The organism is Paenibacillus sp. MDMC362 (assembly GCF_003269305.1).
GTDB lineage: Bacteria > Bacillota > Bacilli > Paenibacillales > Paenibacillaceae > Paenibacillus_AQ.
In genome coordinates this window covers 34,249-51,345 of sequence record NZ_QLYT01000045.1, presented here as the reverse complement: position 1 = coordinate 51,345, position 17,097 = coordinate 34,249, and the positions used below count along the sequence as shown (strand labels likewise).

The 17,097-nt window shown below is 50.6% G+C and carries 18 protein-coding genes and 1 other RNA gene; 13 read left to right on the top strand and 6 right to left on the bottom strand.

The features are described from left to right. Positions 1-84: 84 nt before the first annotated feature. The 3 genes from DP091_RS22385 (at position 85) to DP091_RS22375 (ending at position 1,658) form a co-directional block, all read left to right on the top strand. A complete protein-coding gene (locus tag DP091_RS22385) occupies positions 85-888 on the top strand; it encodes a YesL family protein (RefSeq protein ID WP_113060342.1) in 804 nt (267 codons plus the stop codon). Between the two features lie 44 nt (positions 889-932). Further along, positions 933-1,124, top strand: a non-coding RNA gene (gene ssrS, locus DP091_RS22380) — 6S RNA. 141 nt (positions 1,125-1,265) lie between these two features. Then, complete coding sequence (locus tag DP091_RS22375; RefSeq protein WP_006211699.1) at positions 1,266-1,658, top strand: DUF1499 domain-containing protein; 393 nt, start codon at positions 1,266-1,268, stop codon at positions 1,656-1,658. 72 nt (positions 1,659-1,730) lie between these two features. On the opposite strand, the gene tpx is transcribed toward DP091_RS22375, so the two are convergent. Then, complete coding sequence (gene tpx, locus DP091_RS22370) at positions 1,731-2,249, bottom strand: thiol peroxidase (RefSeq protein WP_071223106.1); 519 nt, start codon at positions 2,247-2,249, stop codon at positions 1,731-1,733. Positions 2,250-2,370: 121 nt separating this feature from the next. On the opposite strand from tpx, the gene DP091_RS22365 reads away from it, so the two are divergent. Together DP091_RS22365 and gltC are read left to right on the top strand one after the other, a co-directional pair. Beyond that, the gene (locus tag DP091_RS22365; RefSeq protein WP_113060341.1) at positions 2,371-2,985 is read left to right on the top strand and encodes a rhomboid family intramembrane serine protease; all 615 of its coding nucleotides are present in this window, start codon (positions 2,371-2,373) and stop codon (positions 2,983-2,985) included. Between the two features lie 90 nt (positions 2,986-3,075). After that, positions 3,076-3,996, top strand: a complete 921-nt coding sequence (gltC, locus tag DP091_RS22360) for a glutamate biosynthesis transcriptional regulator GltC (RefSeq protein ID WP_071223104.1) — start codon at positions 3,076-3,078, stop codon at positions 3,994-3,996. A gap of 118 nt (positions 3,997-4,114) precedes the next feature. Here the strand turns inward: gltC and DP091_RS22355 are convergent, their stop codons facing one another. Together DP091_RS22355 and DP091_RS22350 are read right to left on the bottom strand one after the other, a co-directional pair. Beyond that, positions 4,115-4,795: a zinc metallopeptidase gene (locus tag DP091_RS22355; protein WP_113060340.1), complete on the bottom strand. Its 681-nt coding sequence runs from the start codon at positions 4,793-4,795 to the stop codon at positions 4,115-4,117. Positions 4,796-4,837: 42 nt separating this feature from the next. Further along, positions 4,838-5,287 (bottom strand): MerR family transcriptional regulator, encoded by a 450-nt coding sequence (locus DP091_RS22350; RefSeq protein ID WP_071223103.1) that lies wholly within the window; start codon positions 5,285-5,287, stop codon positions 4,838-4,840. A 304-nt stretch (positions 5,288-5,591) separates the two neighbouring features. On the opposite strand from DP091_RS22350, the gene DP091_RS22345 reads away from it, so the two are divergent. From DP091_RS22345 to DP091_RS22335, 3 genes are read left to right on the top strand one after another with little or no spacing between them, the layout of a single operon-like run. Further along, the gene (locus DP091_RS22345) at positions 5,592-7,031 is read left to right on the top strand and encodes an ammonium transporter (protein ID WP_113060339.1); all 1,440 of its coding nucleotides are present in this window, start codon (positions 5,592-5,594) and stop codon (positions 7,029-7,031) included. 46 nt (positions 7,032-7,077) lie between these two features. Further along, positions 7,078-8,157 (top strand): DUF294 nucleotidyltransferase-like domain-containing protein, encoded by a 1,080-nt coding sequence (locus tag DP091_RS22340; protein WP_113060338.1) that lies wholly within the window; start codon positions 7,078-7,080, stop codon positions 8,155-8,157. Then, the gene (locus DP091_RS22335; protein ID WP_113060337.1) at positions 8,154-8,894 is read left to right on the top strand and encodes a 3'-5' exonuclease; all 741 of its coding nucleotides are present in this window, start codon (positions 8,154-8,156) and stop codon (positions 8,892-8,894) included. Before DP091_RS22340 ends, DP091_RS22335 begins: the two co-directional genes overlap by 4 nt. Positions 8,895-8,922: 28 nt before the next feature. Here the strand turns inward: DP091_RS22335 and DP091_RS22330 are convergent, their stop codons facing one another. Then, positions 8,923-9,459 carry a M67 family metallopeptidase gene (locus DP091_RS22330; protein WP_113060336.1) on the bottom strand — a complete coding sequence of 179 codons (537 nt, stop codon included), beginning with the start codon at positions 9,457-9,459 and terminating at the stop codon, positions 8,923-8,925. Positions 9,460-9,750: 291 nt separating this feature from the next. On the opposite strand from DP091_RS22330, the gene DP091_RS22325 reads away from it, so the two are divergent. Continuing rightward, positions 9,751-10,302, top strand: a complete 552-nt coding sequence (locus DP091_RS22325; RefSeq protein ID WP_113060335.1) for a TlpA family protein disulfide reductase — start codon at positions 9,751-9,753, stop codon at positions 10,300-10,302. 91 nt (positions 10,303-10,393) lie between these two features. Here the strand turns inward: DP091_RS22325 and cimA are convergent, their stop codons facing one another. Beyond that, positions 10,394-12,010 (bottom strand): citramalate synthase, encoded by a 1,617-nt coding sequence (gene cimA, locus DP091_RS22320; protein WP_113060334.1) that lies wholly within the window; start codon positions 12,008-12,010, stop codon positions 10,394-10,396. Positions 12,011-12,303: 293 nt separating this feature from the next. Between cimA and DP091_RS22315 the strand changes: the two genes are divergently transcribed. The 3 genes from DP091_RS22315 to DP091_RS22305 all read left to right on the top strand — a co-directional run bounded on the left by DP091_RS22315 (position 12,304) and on the right by DP091_RS22305 (position 15,672). Further along, positions 12,304-13,668 (top strand): DNA polymerase IV, encoded by a 1,365-nt coding sequence (locus DP091_RS22315; RefSeq protein ID WP_113060333.1) that lies wholly within the window; start codon positions 12,304-12,306, stop codon positions 13,666-13,668. Between the two features lie 187 nt (positions 13,669-13,855). Beyond that, on the top strand, positions 13,856-14,095 hold the full coding sequence (locus tag DP091_RS22310) for a ferredoxin (protein WP_009594795.1): 240 nt from the start codon (positions 13,856-13,858) through the stop codon (positions 14,093-14,095). Between the two features lie 164 nt (positions 14,096-14,259). Next, on the top strand, positions 14,260-15,672 hold the full coding sequence (locus tag DP091_RS22305; RefSeq protein ID WP_113060332.1) for a L,D-transpeptidase: 1,413 nt from the start codon (positions 14,260-14,262) through the stop codon (positions 15,670-15,672). On the opposite strand, the gene DP091_RS31455 is transcribed toward DP091_RS22305, so the two are convergent. Further along, positions 15,669-15,806 (bottom strand): hypothetical protein, encoded by a 138-nt coding sequence (locus tag DP091_RS31455; RefSeq protein ID WP_015736685.1) that lies wholly within the window; start codon positions 15,804-15,806, stop codon positions 15,669-15,671. The genes DP091_RS22305 and DP091_RS31455 overlap by 4 nt on opposite strands. Before the next feature lie 196 nt (positions 15,807-16,002). Between DP091_RS31455 and DP091_RS22300 the strand changes: the two genes are divergently transcribed. Beyond that, entirely contained in the window at positions 16,003-17,097 is a 1,095-nt protein-coding gene (locus DP091_RS22300) for a quinone-dependent dihydroorotate dehydrogenase (RefSeq protein ID WP_181469898.1), read from the top strand.

The following is a 17,097-nucleotide window of genomic DNA, read 5'->3' as shown; positions in this document are numbered from 1 at the left end:
GTCTAAATTAGGCTCTGGCAATGCATGTACAAAATAAGGTATATTAATAGATACATGCATGATTTGAGTGAGGAGGAAACGGATTTGGAAATGAAAGGAGCCATGGGTGGCTTATACAAGCTCACCGAGTGGATTACCCGTATTGCTTTTTCGAACATCTTGTGGGTTATTTGTACATCGCCTTTCCTGTTTATCGTTCTAACCAAATTCCTGATGGCCGTTCAGACACCGGATGCGCATAATGAGCAGCTGCTGTCGAACTGGGTTCTGGGAATATTATCACCGTTTGTTTTGTTTCCGGCTACGGCGGCTTTATTTACCGTTGTACGCAAATGGGTAATGGGCAATCCGGACGTGTCCGTATTTAAAACGTTCTTTAAGGGTTATAAGGAAAATTACAAGCAGAGCATGATCGGCGGCATTTTTTATACGCTGCTGTTCGTGATTATGTACGTGGATTACACGGTTTATATGACGCAGCTAGACGGTTTCCAGCTTGTCGGCATTGTGATGCTCGTGCTGCTTATCGTGCTGTTTGTCTCCCTGTTTAATTTCTTCTCGATGACCGTTCATTATGAGATGAAGACGACGCAGCTGTTGAAAAATGCGGTGCTGCTGACATTGATTCGTCCGTTCCGCGTATTTTCGACGTTGATCGGAAGCGCTGTCTTGGCGTATATCGGCACGCAGATGCCGGTGCTGTTCGTGTTCTTCCTGTTCTGCCTGATGGCATTGTTCGCATTCTTTAATTTCTATGCCACCTTCACCAAAATGCAGGAACAGCAGGAGAAGATGAAGAAAGCGGAGGAAGAGGAGTCCGAAACCGAACAAGCTCTTCTGGAAAGCATGGAATCTGCCAAAAAGGGAGAGAACGGATCGAAACCTTAATAACGCGAGGTTTACTTTTCCGGCAAAACCCCCTATAATAAGACTACATCCTGCGATGTTCGTTTCGGTTTTCCGTTGTTTTGAACCAATGACGATGTCTAGGGAGATCTATACGTAATCGTGGCTGAAATGCCCTGTCTATATGACAAGGGGAATTCATAAGCGGTTCTGCGGTCACCCACCTGCTAATGCAGGTTCGAAGACAATGTTTACCGGACGGCATAGGCGGGTTTCGTTAAGTCAATGAATGGGCACCTCTTTCATTTGTAATTCGAAGTGAAAGAGGTGCCTTTTTGCTATATATAAAGGTTTGCTGAAAGCATAAACAATGTTAAACTAGAGTAAAGGAACGGTCATTTATAAAGGAGGAACGGTCTTTGTCATTAAAACGAGTTCTAATTGGTATCGTGCGCAGCTATGACGGCACAAGCGACCGTGCTAAAGATCCCAAGCTGAAGACGCGTTATTACAATCTTTCAAAAGAAAAGTGTTTTGAAGAGGTTTCCTCGACACTGAAAAAAATTCCGGGTTACAAAGTTCTGCATGAGGTTAAATCCGTGGGAGAAATCACGCTCGAGAAAAGAACCTCGTTTGGACGTACACTGGACATTACCGTATCCGTGCTCGGCATCAGTCCGGTTCGTAGCGCAGTGGATATGTATTCGGCGTCCCGCGGTTCCTTAGGGGATCTCGGAGCGAACTACCGGGTTATCTTGAACCTGTACGCTGTTCTGGATAAAAAACTGAGCAAGTATAAAGTGGATGCTTAGGAGAATAAGAAAAAGCGGGAGAGCTGCTCTCCCGCTTTTTAAAAGTGTGCAGTATATGTAGCTTTTGGCGTGTTACCGCAAAGATTTTACTGCATCGATCGCGGCTTCGTAATTCGGGTGCTCCGTCATCTCACCAAGGTATTCTACATAGGTGATGGTATCGTTAGTATCCACGACGAAGATCGAACGCATGTCGAGTTGGAACTCCTTGATGAGCACGCCATACGCTTCACCGAACGAACGCGATTTATAGTCGGAGAGCGTAATGACCCGGTCAACGCCTGCAGCTCCGCACCAACGGGCTTGGGCGAACGGAAGGTCGGCACTGATCGTAAGGATCACCACATCATCGCCCAGACCGGCAGCTTCTTCATTGAAACGGCGCGTCTGTGCATCGCATACCCCGGTGTCGAGGGAAGGAACGACGCTGATCAGCTTGATTTTACCGGCATAATCCTTAAGAGATACGTCTTCGAGCAGGTTTTTGCTCACTGTAAAATCCGGCGCGGCATCACCAGCCTTGAGTTGTGGTCCGATGAGTGTAATAGGATTGCCCTTGAAAGTGGCAGCTCCTGAACGTTCTTGAGCCATGAGAAATCTCCTCCTTGGATATCAAAGTTTGGTGATCAGGTTCATGGTACATTATAATCTTTTTAAAAAGGGTATGTCCACTAGGAGCATCCCTGGCCTGGTTTAGTATGAGGAGGATGCTATGATATTCGTACGTTATGAAAATTGGAAAAGTTATTTGCGTTATTATCCCGTTACATCGCTGCTGCTTGTCATTAACCTGGTGATGTTCGTGATCACATCCTTTGACGGCGGTTCCAGAAATCCGGTTACGCTGCTGAAATATGGAGCTTTATCGGATTTGCCGCAATTCGTTGATCAGGGATGGAGATACTTTACGGCGATGTTTCTGCATAATGGATTTGATCATGTATTGTTCAACAGCTTCGCACTGCTGGTATTTGTTCCCCCGCTGGAAAGAATCATGGGGAGCTGGAAGTTTGCCGTTTTGTATCTGCTAAGCGGTGTTCTCGGTAATGTAATCGGATTGGCTTATTATGAGCGCATGGAGGACTATACCTTCCTTGTAGGCGCTTCAGGAGCCATTTACGGAGCTTATGGCGCTTATCTGTACATCGCCCTGTTCCAGCGGCATGTCATTGATGAGTCGTCCCGCAAGACGCTGTTCACCCTGCTTATTTTGGGGATACTGTTCTCGTTTACCCCAGGGGTCAGCCTTGTAGCACATGTCGGCGGATTGGTAGGCGGATTTTTCCTCTACGGTCTCATGATTCGATTATTTAAACGTCGAACATAATCGGACCTTAGAGGGTCTGTTATAATAGTATTGGATGATTTGATAAAGTCTTCAAGTCTTCTAGGGAATAAGAATGGAGCGATAAAAGGCGTGGAATTACGACAGTTGCAATACTTTGTAAAGGTTGCGCAAAAGGAACACGTTACCCAAGCGGCAGAAGAGCTTCATGTGGCTCAGTCAGCCGTCAGCCGTCAAATACATCAGTTGGAAGAAGAGCTTGGTGTTAATTTGTTCATGCAAAAAGGCCGGAATCTGCAGTTAACCCCGGTAGGTCAGCTTTTTTGCAAACGGGTGGAGAGCATTATGAAGGACTTGGACCGTGCGGTCGTCGAGATACATGAATTTCTGGACCCGGAACAGGGGGAGATCCGCATCGGATTCCCACACAGCCTGGGTATCCATTTGATTCCGTCCATTGTGGCTGAATTCCGCAAGAAATATCCGAACGTGAAATTCCGGTTCAAGCAGGGGATGTTCCCGACACTGATTCGGGACGTGGTAGGGGCTGAGGTGGATTTGGCATTTGTGTCGCCGTTTCCGGATCGTCATGATCAAGTGGATGGGGATATCGTTCTGACAGAGGAGCTGTTTGCGATCCTGCCGCCGAATCACCCGCTTGCGGGGGAGCAATCCATCAAGCTGGAGCAGCTGAAAGAGGAGCGCTTTGTGCTGTTCAGCAAAGGCTACTCCTTGCGTCCAATTGTGTGGCATGCCTGCCTTGAAGCAGGGTTCACGCCGAAGATTGCTTTTGAAGGCGAGGAAACGGATACCATCCGCGGACTGGTTGCGGCCGGTATGGGGGTCAGCCTGCTTCCCGAAATGGCGCTATTCCAGACGAATCCTCTGCAGCCGGCACGCGTCCGGATCTCGGAGCCGAAGGTAACGCGTTCCATCGGTCTGATCCACCGCGCGGACGAGAAGCTGCCACCGGTTGCTCAGGCATTCCGTGCGTTTCTGCTGCAATATTTTGGTATTGATCCGTCGCCGAAAAAGGAAGGGAAAGCGGACTGATCGCATCAACTCCCTAACCTGGCTTCATAAATCAAAATAACATATATAAAAAAGAGGGCTTTCCTTCTCCACCGATCCAGGTGGAGAGGAAAGCCCTTTGTTGTTGTTTTTTATTCGGTTATTCCCGGTTGCTCGTAAAGATCATGATATAACGGATCAACTCGAGCAGTGAGATCAAAGCTGCAGCGACATAAGTCAAGGCCGCGGCGTTCAATACTTTAGCAACTCCGCGTTCTTCGTCATTGGCGATATAGCCTTCTTGAACCATCAGCTGACGGGCACGGTTACTTGCGTTAAACTCGACCGGCAGGGTGACGAGCTGGAAGGCAACGGCGCAAGAGAAGAAGATGATGCCGAGACCGACCAGGTTCATGGCTTGGAACAGGAATCCGGCAATCAAGAGAAACGGAGCGATACCCGATGCGAAGTTTACGACCGGGAACATCTTGTGACGGGCTACAAGCATCGGATAGTGCTCGGCATGCTGGATCGCATGGCCTACCTCGTGACAAGCGACAGAGACAGCTGAGATCGTGCGTTCATAATAAACGGGCTCCGACAAACGTACAACGCGTTTGGTCGGATCATAGTGGTCAGAGAGTGTGCCTGGCACCGGTTCAATCGGCACATCGTGGAGTCCATTGGCATCCAGCATATGCCGGGCCGCATCGTATCCTGTCATGCCGGTGCTGTTCTCGACCTTGGCCCATTTGTTAAACGTGCCTTTGACCCGGAACTGGGCCCACAGCGAGAATATAAAAGCGAAAATAATGAGAATAAACATCCAGTCAGAATACATGTATCATACCCCCATACAAAGTTGTTATTTGGTTCTTCACCATTACATCGAAGTGAACTGGTTCAGCAAGATTTGTAGCGACTCGATGCAAGCAGCCCCTTTAGGAAGAATGTTAGCAAGTACCTCCCGGGCTTGACTTGGCTTTAATTCACTCAGAAGCGGGTTGAGCTCCTTCACATCCCGTTCCAGCTGTTTCATCTGTATTTCGAGCTTGGTTAGCTTCTCCGTCATTTCGGAATCATCGGGAACCGACTTCCAGCGATCCAGTCTCTCCTTAATCTCATCGAGAGTATATTTCTCTTGCTTTAACTGATTAATACGTTCGAGAGTGCTTAAGGTTTCAGAACTGTACAACCGGTAGTTTTTTAATGTCCGTTTTTCAGGGGAGATCAAACCCAGCTTCGTATAATAATCAATGGTTCTTTCGCTGATTCCGGCAACTTTGGCCAGCTCACCGATCCGGAAAAGGTTTCCGCTCGTGATCCCCATCATTCATCACCTCACAAGCTTTCATTGAATTGGAAATTAATGAATGCATTTATATTTTCATTTTAATAGAAATATGATACATGATCATGAACCATACAGTCAAACGTCATAGTTGTGACAAAACTCTTGAAGCCTATTCTTTTATGATGTTTGAGTATTTGCACTGTATGCACTTAATGTTAGATTATATTACACAAACTCGATTTTTCATGAAAATAACCGTTGCGGATTTTGGTTAATCCCCCTATAATGACAATATGAATTCAAGGTGATGTTACATTAGTTCACATTAAGGGGAGTGTAAAACATGGGAAAAAGATGGCTAGGTTTAATGGCGGGAGTAATCGCATTGCTTGCATTCCCGGCGAGCGCGTTCGCCGCTGATGGGGGAGCCACGAACGTTGAATTAACGGCTGGTTTGAACTCCGTGTTCGTATTTTTGGCAGCATTGCTCGTATTCTTCATGCAAGCAGGGTTCGCGCTGCTGGAAGCCGGATCTGTCCGTATGAAGAATGCAGGCCACGTTGCAGGCAAAACATTCCTGACCTTCGGCATTTCGATCGTCGCCTTCTGGGCACTAGGGTTTGGCTTGGCATTCGGCAACGGGAACAGTTTTTTCGGATTTGAAGGGTTTTTCTTAAGCGGAGACAATGCGTCTGGCTCTTTTGATTCCTTGTCCGCTTACGATGTTCCGACTACCATTATGTTTCTGTTCCATCTATCCTTTGCCGCTGTTTCCTTGGCCATCGCTTGCGGTGGTATGGCAGAACGGGCAAAGCTCAGCGTTTATATCGTGTTTGGATTGCTGTTCACCATCGTGATTTATCCGATAGTTGCTCACTGGGTATGGGGCGGCGGCTGGCTCGGAGCTCTGGGTATGCAGGACTTTGCCGGATCGACGGTCGTTCACTTGACAGGTGCTACAGCGGCGCTGGTGGCTACCGTTCTTCTGAAGCCACGACTTGGCAAATATAATAAGGACGGGAAGCCTAACAGCATTCCGGGCCACAACCAGGTTTTATCGGTACTCGGCGTATTCATCATCTGGATCGGTTGGTTCGGATTTAATCCAGGCAGCACCATCTCCGCACTCACGGACGGCTTCTTCGGTTTTGTGGCTTTAAATACGAATATCGCGGCTGCGGCAGGTGCGCTTGCGGCATTGCTGATCTCTTGGGCGGTTCTTGGCAAAGCAGACATTCCCAGCATGCTGAACGGTATTCTTGCTGCATTTGTGGCCATCACGGGGGCCTGTGCCTTCGTAGAACCTTGGGCGGCTGTTGTTATCGGTGCAGTAGCCGGTACGATTACCTTCTTTACGGCTCAATGGTTTGACCGCAAAGGTATTGATGATCCTGTATATGCATTCTCCGTACATGGTATTGCCGGTATGTGGGGGGCCGTATCCACCGGTTTGTTCGCAGCACCGAGACTTGTTGAAATTACAGGCGTAGGTAAAGAAGGTTTGTTCTACGGCGGGGGCTTCGGTCAGCTTGGCGTTCAGCTATTGGGCCTGATCGGTACGTTTGCATTCGTTCTCGTGATCTCATTCATTATTCTGTACCTCATGAAAATTACGATGGGTATCCGTGTAACGGAGGAAGAAGAATTAGTGGGTCTAGATATGAGCGAACATGGAACTTACGGATATCCGGAGCAAATGAAACTTCTGGCGGAATCGGAAGGGAAATTACCAGAGTTTCGTTCCGGAGGCAAAGGGGTACCCGGAAGCGATACGGCGTTATAATATGAAACTCTAAATGGTTATTGAGTATGTATAAGGAGGCCGCGGCATGAAACCTCTGAAATCCGTAAATCTGTTTCCGGTATTCTCGGAAATTCAGACAGCAGCAACAGCCCAGCAATTACGAGATGAACGGATCGTTTGTCAGAACCATCTGATCGAGATGCGTCATGACATGGAGCTGAGAGAGTGGATCGCATCCGTCAATACAATGCACGATCTGATTGGACAGCGTGCCGCGGCAATCTGTGAGCAGGACATGTGGGAGGCTGGCTTGGGCCGGCCTCCTGCGCGTTATGCGTTTGTTGCTTTTGGCAGCAGCGGAAGGCAGGAAGCTACGCTATGGAGCGATCAGGACAACGGTTTGATCATTGGCGATGAGCTGGAGGAGGAACAGCTTCCCTTCTTTCGGGAATTTGGACTTCGACTGGCGAACCTGCTGGAGTACGCAGGCTACCCCAAATGTTCGGGAAAGGTGATGTGCTCCGAACCCTTATGGAGTAAAAAGCTTGGCGATTGGAAAAATCAGATTAGCGAGTGGTGTGGAGACCAGCAGTGGGAGCCGATTCGCAATTTTATCATCGCTTCGGATCTCCGTCATATAGCGGGAGATGGCGAGCTAACGGAGGCATGGGCCGACCATTTTCAGAGCTCCGTCGAGTTGAACCCGAACATCGGCAATGCCGTGCTGCGAAATACGGTCAAGCACAAGGCAACGCTGAATGTCATGGGGCGAATTGTAACGGAGCGGTTTGGTGAGCATGCCGGTGAATTTGACGTAAAGTATGGCGTTTATATTCCACTAGTGAACAGCATTCGCACGATGGCGCTCCAAAGAGGCATCATCGAAACCTCGACGCAAAAGCGTATGGAGAAGGTAATGCTGCTTGAGGGCGGCAACTTGCTGCTCGAAAGCGTGCAGCGTGCTTTCTTGACGGCGCTTCGGCTGAGAAATAACACGCCCCATCGGCTGGAGAACGGGCTGATCACGAGCAGCGGGTATATCCCGCAGGAGCAGCTCAAGAACAAAACCATGCAGTACGAGCTCCGCGATACGCTTGGTGTGGTCAGACGGATACACCGGTCATTGCAGCGAGAGCACCGTTTTGCGGAGAGGAGGAACCCATGACTGAACCGGGACAATCGAACGGGGGCTTCTGGAGATCCCTCCGTTCGGGTAACTTTAATTCCGCCATCGCCTCTATGCGCGGGGCGCAGACGGCGCAGCAGCTGGCCTTCATCCGATCCCAGATGAAGGATAACCGGAGGCCCGAGGTTCTGGGTACCCCGCTGGACGAGCTGGAGGTTGTCGTATTTGATCTGGAGTCGACGGGGTTCAATCACCAGCACGGTGATGAAATTTTGTCATTCGGTGCAATCAAGGTCATCGGCGAGCAAGTGATCGAGAACGAAACCTTTCATATGATTGTTAACAGCGGTGCTCCTGTTCCTCCATTCATTGCTGAGCTGACAGGAATTACGCAGCATATGGTTGATGCAGCCCCGCCCTTAATGGAGGGGCTGCATGATTTTATGGCTTTTATAGGAGGCAGGGTGCTTGTTGCCCATGCCGCTGCGCATGACCGCGGATTCCTGAACGCAGCCTTGTGGAAGACGTCAAAGGTTCGATTAACCCATCGGCTCCTTGATACGATGATGCTCGCGCAGAGATTATATCCTGAGCAGAAGGACTACAGTCTGGATGAGCTGCTGCGGAGCAGCGGCATTCCGGTGGAGGGCCGGCATCATGCTCTGTCCGACGCGCGAATGACTGCCCGGCTGTGGGCGGATTATATGAAAGAAATTCAGGCGCGCGGCCATGCAACCACGCTTGGAGATTTGTATGTCTATCTAAGCGAGGCATAACCGCGAATAAGATGGTTGCCGCGATAGCTTATGATTCTATTATGATCTTGCAAGGAATCGGGGCGAGGGAATAGAATTCCGATCCCGGCCGCACCCAGGAATTTGACGGCAGCTTGCTGAATAACTCCGAGCTCTCTTGTCCCCGAATAATTTTGTAAGTATGAAGCTCTAATGGTTTCGAATCGGGAGCGTTTGGAGCTGCGGGAGATCCGATGGCATACATCTGGAGCAATCCGCCGAAGGATTGAAGCTGCAGAAGATCCTCGCCGGACGGCTCAGGGAATGTATCCGGGTGACTGTGAAACAATCCGACAATTCCCTTTTCGGTTAACACCAAGCGGGTCCATTGAACAGGATCCAGATGAAAAGAATGCAGCGGAAACTCCGCTGTATTTTTTATGGGAATAAATTGCGTAACGGTTATTGATCGCCTAGCTGCGCTGGAGTGCCCCATTAGGACCCCACAAGCTTCCTGTGGCAGACATTCATACGTATAGTCCGATATATGCTGTTGTACGGCTGCGTGCAGCAGAAGCTGCTCCAGGGCCATGTCAGACGGGTTCATCTTTTTCCCTCCCGGGCTATATGTTTGAGTTGATCGCGTGTTTGAAAGATCAGGGTTTCAGGGTACAATAGGGACTATAAGTGCGTGTTCAAAAAGGTCGATTTTCAGCACCGAGAAGGTTGGATGAAGCTAGGGACGTCAGGAGCGGAGCGTACGTTTGGGTACGTGAGCACCGGAAGGCCCGGCTGAATTCAAGATTCGATGCCGAGTTGCTTCCTGATTCGCTTCGTGATCAAAAGCGGACTTTTTGAACAACCTCTATAACTAAGTTTAGCAAAGGAACCTATACCTATGAAACGAAACATCATCATCCTCGTCCTGCTTGTTGTAGCGGCAGGCGCTGTAATCTATAACCAAGCCGGCGACAATATTCAGGCTGTCTTCACGCAGGAGAAGCCGCTCCCGACGGAGACAGGCGCCAAAGCCGGACTGCTTGCCCCTATCTTTACCTTGGAGGGGATGGACGACAAGACATATGCCGGCGGCGGAGCGCGCGATAAAGCAATGATCATCAATTTTTGGGCATCCTGGTGTGAGCCGTGCAAGCAAGAAGCCCCGGAGCTTGATAAGTTGGCGGAGGAATATGCGGATGAGCTGGAAATCTACGGCGTGAACGTGTCCAAGTATGACAATGAGAAGAAAGCGCGTCAATTCGTTAAGGATTTTGAACTCCGGTATCCAATCCTTCTCGATCCGAAAGGAGAAGTGTTCGAGGATCTGTATAAAGGTCAGGTTTTCCCGACGAATGTGCTGATTGATCGAAACGGCGTGATCCAGGAAATCATTCTTGGCGCCCCGGATCCCAAGGATCTTCGCAAAAAGGTAGCTAAGTTGTTGAAGTAATGGTGAAGGGAAGAGCGGCGAAACACCAAAAAAGCGCGGCCTCCATGTGCACGACATGGCGGATACGCGCTTTTTATATTGGACGGTAGCCTTAGTGATTAACCAACCCTTGCCTTGCCGCGGACTCATGCACCTGCTCCGGTGAGATTTGACCGAGCAGCGCATACCGCATACTGTCGACCAGCGCTTCCCAGCTCGCCTCAATGACATTGCTGGAAACCCCGACGGTGTTCCAGGAGTTCTCGAAGTTCTTGGACTCGATGAGCACCCGTACTTTGGCTGCCGTCGCATCCTTGTCATCCAGCACCCGTACCTTATAGTCAGCAAGATGCATTTCCTTGAGTGTCGGGAAGTATTGGACCAGCGCTTTACGCAGCGCGTTGTCAAGCGCATTGACCGGGCCGTTGCCTTCCGCTGCGGTGTAGATGCTCTCACCGGCAACGTTGACTTTGACAAAAGCTTCGGAAACAACCGGCTGACCGGCTGATTTTTCTACGAGCATTTTGAAGGATTCGAAGGTAAACAGTTCCTTAAACTCTCCGTTCGCCTCTCGAAGCAGCAGCTCCAGGGAAGCGTCCGCCCCCTCGAATTGATACCCTTCATGCTCAAGATCCTTGATCTTTCCGATAATATGCTTGGATTGTTCGCTAGCCGGATCAAAGGTAAGACCCATGTCTTGCGCCTTCGATACGATGTTGCTCTGTCCGGCAAGCTCGGATACCAGCACGCGCTGCTTGTTTCCGACTTTCTCCGGTTCGATATGCTCGTACGTTCTGGAATCGCGCAGGATCGCCGAAACATGGATGCCTCCCTTATGGGCAAAGGCAGCATTACCAACATACGGCTGGTTGACCGGCATATTGACGTTGGCGATTTCACTGATATACCGTGCGGTATTCGTCAGCGTGCGGAGGTTATCGTCTCCGATGCACTCGTATCCCAGCTTCAGCTGCAGATTCGGGATGATGGAGCACAGGTTGGCATTCCCGCAGCGTTCCCCGTAACCGTTCATCGTTCCTTGCACATGCTGGACACCGGCCTGTACGGCACTTAGCGTGTTGGCAACGGCAAGCTCGCAATCGTTATGGGTGTGGATGCCGAGCGGAGCGCCAGGTAATGGACCCGCTAAAGATGCCACGATGCTCGAGATCTCGTGTGGAAGACTGCCGCCGTTCGTATCACACATGACAAGCCAATCAGCACCTGCCTCCCGAGCCTTGGACAATACGGCAACTGCGTATTCGGGATTGTTCTTATATCCGTCAAAAAAGTGCTCGGCATCAAAAATCACTTCGAGGCCCTTTTGCTTCAGGAAAGCGATGGAATCATAGATCATGGCCAGATTCTCTTCCAGTGTCGTCTGAAGCGCGGTATGGACGTGGAAATCCCATGACTTCCCGACCAAAGTGGCCGCAGACACGCCGGATTCCAGTATTCGAAGCAGATTGGCATCCTGTTCGGCGATGGAGCCTTTGCGGCGAGTGCTGCCAAAAGCGGTTACTTTTGAGGTTAAGCCGAGATCATGGACTCTTTTGAAAAATTCGATGTCCTTACTGTTGCTTCCCGGGATACCGCCTTCAATATAATGAACACCAAGAGCATCGAGTTTCTTGGCGATTTTGACCTTGTCGTCCGCCGACAAGCTGATTCCTTCGCCTTGGGTTCCGTCGCGAAGTGTCGTATCAAAGATGGAAATGGACTTAGACATGATGTCCTCCTTTGGGTGTCCGGGATTGGACCGCATTGTTTATAATTTTGTATTATAACATTTCTTTGCGGGAAAGTAACAGAGTAAAAAACAAACTTTACCCCGCGGGGCTTATTCTTGACCCGTGATAAGGGGAGCGGTATGCTGGAGGCGTTAGGCTGGCAGTTAGGCGGTCATGATCCTACGAATGAGACGTTAGAGGAACACGAGGTTCTATACAAGATATAATGGAACGCATAGAAATTGAAAAAACAACAACCATAAACTGGTGAAGAGACCGGGGCATAATTAAGATGAACCGTATCATAAGAAAGAAGGAATTCTGCGTGGGACATATCGACAATTATTATCCGGCCAGCGGCCGCGTTATACTACATGTGGATATGAATGCTTTTTACTGTTCGGTACACGAAGCGGAGGAGCCGGAGCTTTACCGGGGAAAGCCTACGGCTGTCGCAGGCAGCATCGAGCTGCGAAAAGGCGTCATTGTTACTTGCTCCTATGCTGCACGATCCCTCGGGATACGCACAGGAATGAACGTGAGACAGGCGCTGCGGATCTACCCCGACCTGATGATCATCCAGCCGGATTTTCATCTGTACCGCAAGTATTCCAATGCATTTATGAATATAGCTTATGCTTATACGCCGCTGCTGGAGGCGACTTCGATTGACGAATGCTACCTGGATATCACGGGATCGAAGCAGTTCGGCACCCCCTTGGATATCGCCCGGGAGATTCAGGAGCGTATTCGCGAGGAGCTGTCGCTGCCTTGCTCCGTCGGCATTGCGCCCAATAAGTTGCTGGCCAAGATGGCTTCGGACATGAAGAAGCCCAACGGGCTGTCCGTGCTGCGGATACGGGATGTCCCGCAGGTGCTCTGGAACAGACCTTGTGCAGAGCTGTTCGGCATCGGGAGCAAGACAGCCGATAAGCTGCGCAAGCTGAATATCCAGACGATCGGCCAGCTGGCCGCCGCCGATGAAGGCCTGCTGACCTCGACTTTTGGCGTGATGGGGTCATGGATGAAACGGGCAGCCAGCGGCATCGACCATGCTCCTGTCGTTGCGGAGCGGGAACAGAGCAAATCGATCGGACACACGACCACGCTTCCGCAAGATATTACATCGGCGGAGGAGGCGAGAAGGGTGCTTCTGAATTTGAGCGATCAGGTAGCGCGCCGGCTCCGCAGAAAGGGTCTAATGACCGGCGGCATACAGATCACGCTGCGTACACCGGATATGAAGACCATCACCAGGTCGAGGCATCTTGCCATTCCAACGGAAAACACCGAGGATATCTACCGGGAAGCGTGCGAGCTGTATCACCGGCACTGGAAGCAGGACAGGCCGCTCCGTCTGCTTGGCGTTACGCTCCAGCAGCTCGCCCCTAAGGAGGAGTCGGCCATTCAACTGGATTTGTTCGATTACGAGAAACAGCCGAAGAAAGAATCGCTGACCCGGGTCATGGACGAACTGCGCAATAAATTCGGGGAGAGTGCGGTGCTGACCGCCGGCATGCTTGGCGATGATCCGTCAACATTAATCCGAAATCATAAGCGGAGAGGAACATCTTTACAGATGGATTTTGTAAGGGATCTGGGGAACGATAATAAAAATGCCGATCAGCCGACCTCGCAGGATCCGGACCGGGATTAATCGTTTTATTTACTGGTTGAAGATACTCCATATCCTTTGAGCACACCGGAATATTGTCGGATAATGTGAGGAAATTTATTTGTATTCCTAAAAAAATTGTATTAATATATGTAGATGGTGGCGGGAGACCGTCAGCTTATACTATGTTTATAGAGATGTTTATAGATATACAGGAGGAAGAGAGACTATGGCGAAGTTTACTTGGGTAGATAAAGATACCTGCATCGCTTGCGGAGCATGCGGCGCAACGGCACCCGACATTTACGATTACGACGACGAAGGCCTGGCAGAAGTCATTTTTGACGGAGACAACAACCGCGGGGTAACCGAAATTCCGGAAGATATGCATGACGATATGCTGGATGCCTGCGACGGCTGCCCGACAGATTCAATTCGGATTGCAGACGAGCCGTTTAACGCAGAATAAACAATACCGCTCGAGCCTGATATTCCATCTTGAACTTATACCGACGCCCTCTGCCCGACAAAGGCAGGGGCGTTTTTTCGTATCCACGATTTATACATAATTGGAGCGTATATTCCGATATACAGGATAATAGAGGTAAAAATGTCATAAAAGGAGGCTCCCGAATGAACAATTCGCTGTACCTCAAAAGGTATGTGGAGACGCATCCTGATAATAAAATGGCCTGGTATCTGCTCGGCAAGGAATATGAGCAGGCCGGCGAACAGGGCAAGGCGAATTACTGCTATAACAAGGCGGAGGGGGTCTATGAAGCCTTCGAGCTTAGCCAGGTTCCGTCCGATATATGGAAAAACTACGAACAGCGCTTATTGGAGATGGAGAAGGACAAGGACCGCAGGCGAAAAAGAACCCGGCGTTTGCTTGCTGCGCTGGTGTTGTTGCTGCTCGTATTTCTTCCTCCGGCCCAGGCACCGGGCTCCGTTCCCGGGGATTATGCATCCGATGTGTTCCCGCCGAATGAACCGGCAATCGCCTCGGTCGCTAACAACGAGAAGCGGGATTCGCGGAAAGAACCGCTGTACATCGCCGTTGCTTCCGGCCAGGGGAAGGATTCTGCCGGCGCACTGTCCTCATTGCTCCGGCAACCTCAGGAATTGCCGAATTGGTCGGTTGCACTGGGGATGAAGCCTTCGGGCAAGTGGCAGTTATGGAGCAAGGACATGGAGCGTTTATACGGATTGCATCGGGATGCGAAGGGCGCCATTGCGATCCAGCCATATGAAGGAGCGGCATTGGAGTGCGAATGCGAGCCTGCGGATAGTTCGCAGCTTAAGCGAAGCGCGGGGCAATGGGCGGATCTGCAAGTCGAAACGGCCGTGCTGCAGGAAGCGGCCAATCAATATAAGGCTCGGCATGGACGCCTGCCTAAAAGCTTGAATGAATTGACGCAGCCGTATCCGAACAATTGGCTGTCCGGCCGATCGAAAGCGATGGAGGAGATGTTCGGAGCCTTAATGAAGCATAAGTCCCAAGGAGCAGGCGGCCATGAGGACCAAACGGGGCTGCAGCCGTCGGGGAACGATCCGGAAGAGACGGGATACTGGGGGACATCGCCGAACGGGGATCCTTTTTTTGAGCAGCCGCTTCAGGTCATCATCGATCGGAAACATCATCGGCTTGCCGTTGTCAGCGGCACCGTCATGCTGCGCAATTATGCGGTCGGGCTCGGAGGAGCGAAAACGCCGCTGGGTGATTTTCATATCAATGACAAGGTTGTGAATCCGAACGGGACCACGAAGGGCCCCTATGGAACGCGAGGAATGCAGCTGTCCGATACGTTGTACGCCATACACGGTACGCTAGACGTGGACAGTATCGAAACGAATGAATCCGAGGGCTGTATCCGTATGCTTAAGGAGGATGTCGAAGAGCTGTTTGATCTGGTTCCGATGGGAACCGTCGTGAAAATTCGGGAAGGGGTTCTGCCCGAGGGCCTGTGGACGCCGAAAGATCGTTTCAAGCTTAAGCATGCCCCGGGGCAGACCAACCCGGGCAAGGTGTATCATTGGCTGGATTAAGGCTGGGCGATCACAATCAGAACAATAATCAGGATAATAAGAAGAGCGATGCCGGAGCTAATCCATAGTATGGCCTTCTTATTGACCTCTTCTTTTTTCTGCTGCAAGGTCGGAGGTTTACGCTTGGCTGACATGTGCTTCCCCTCTTTCTCTCATGATCGTGAAAATGATTTGTACAATCTTCCTTTATTGTAAGGCGTTTGTCCCGAAATTGCCATATCGCTTTCTCGCCAGGATGATCGCCCGGTTTATGCTGAAGAACTTTCTTTTTGAGGCAGAAACGGATAAACTGAAGGATAGAGAAATAACTGGATGAGAGGAAGAGTGGATGTGCTGTACCGCAACATAGGCAAACCTATATTTTTCAAACTCGATCCCGAGAAAGCTCACCACCTTGTGGTTGGCGGCCTTGGACGTGCCTCCGGCGTGGTTGGCGCAGACGCTGTCATGCGAGGGATGTACGGTGTCAGCGAAACACCGGATTTGGCAGTAGACCTGTTCGGGCTTCATTTCCCGACACCGGTCGGACTTGCCGCCGGATTGGATAAAAACGCTCAGGCCGTCAAAGGATTCTCCTCCATCGGCTTCGGATTTATGGAAGTAGGCACGGTGACCCCGAAGGGGCAACCGGGCAATGAACAGCCGCGATTGTTCCGGCTTCCTCCTGACGAGGCACTCATCAATCGGATGGGCTTCAATAACGAAGGGGCCGAGGCGATGGCAAAAAGGCTGTCCGCACTCAAGGAACGCCGCATCCCGGTTGCCGTCAACATCGGGAAGAACAAGGCGACTCCGAACGAGAAAGCCAACGGTGATTACGAAGCTTGCATTCAAGCTTTATTTCCGTATGGCGACTTTTTTGTTGTCAACATCAGCTCCCCGAATACGCCGGACTTGCGCAGCCTTCAGCATGGGAGCGAACTGTCATCCTTGCTGGAAGCCGTGAAGAATGAAATGTCCCGCCAAGCCAAGATTCATGGAGGCGAGAAGGCCGTTCTGGTGAAGATTGCCCCGGATGTGAGCGATGAGGAACTGGAATTCATGGTGGATACGATCAGCGCAAGCGGCGTTTCCGGCATTATCGCCACGAATACGACGCTTTCGCGGGATGGATTGACGCACAGCAACGCCAAAGAAACCGGCGGCCTAAGCGGTAAACCGCTGCATAACCGTTCGACGGAGATTGTATCCCGCATATACAAGCAGACCGGCGGTGCCCTTCCGATTATCGGGTCTGGCGGGATTTTCACGGCAAGTGATGCTTATGACAAAATACGCGCAGGCGCAAGCCTGGTGGAAATTTATACAGCACTTATCTATGAAGGGCCTGAGGTGAACCGCAAGCTTCATTCCGGTCTCCGGGAGCTGCTTGCACGGGATGGCTTCAGCCATATTTCCGAAGCCGTCGGCGCTAATCATCGGTAA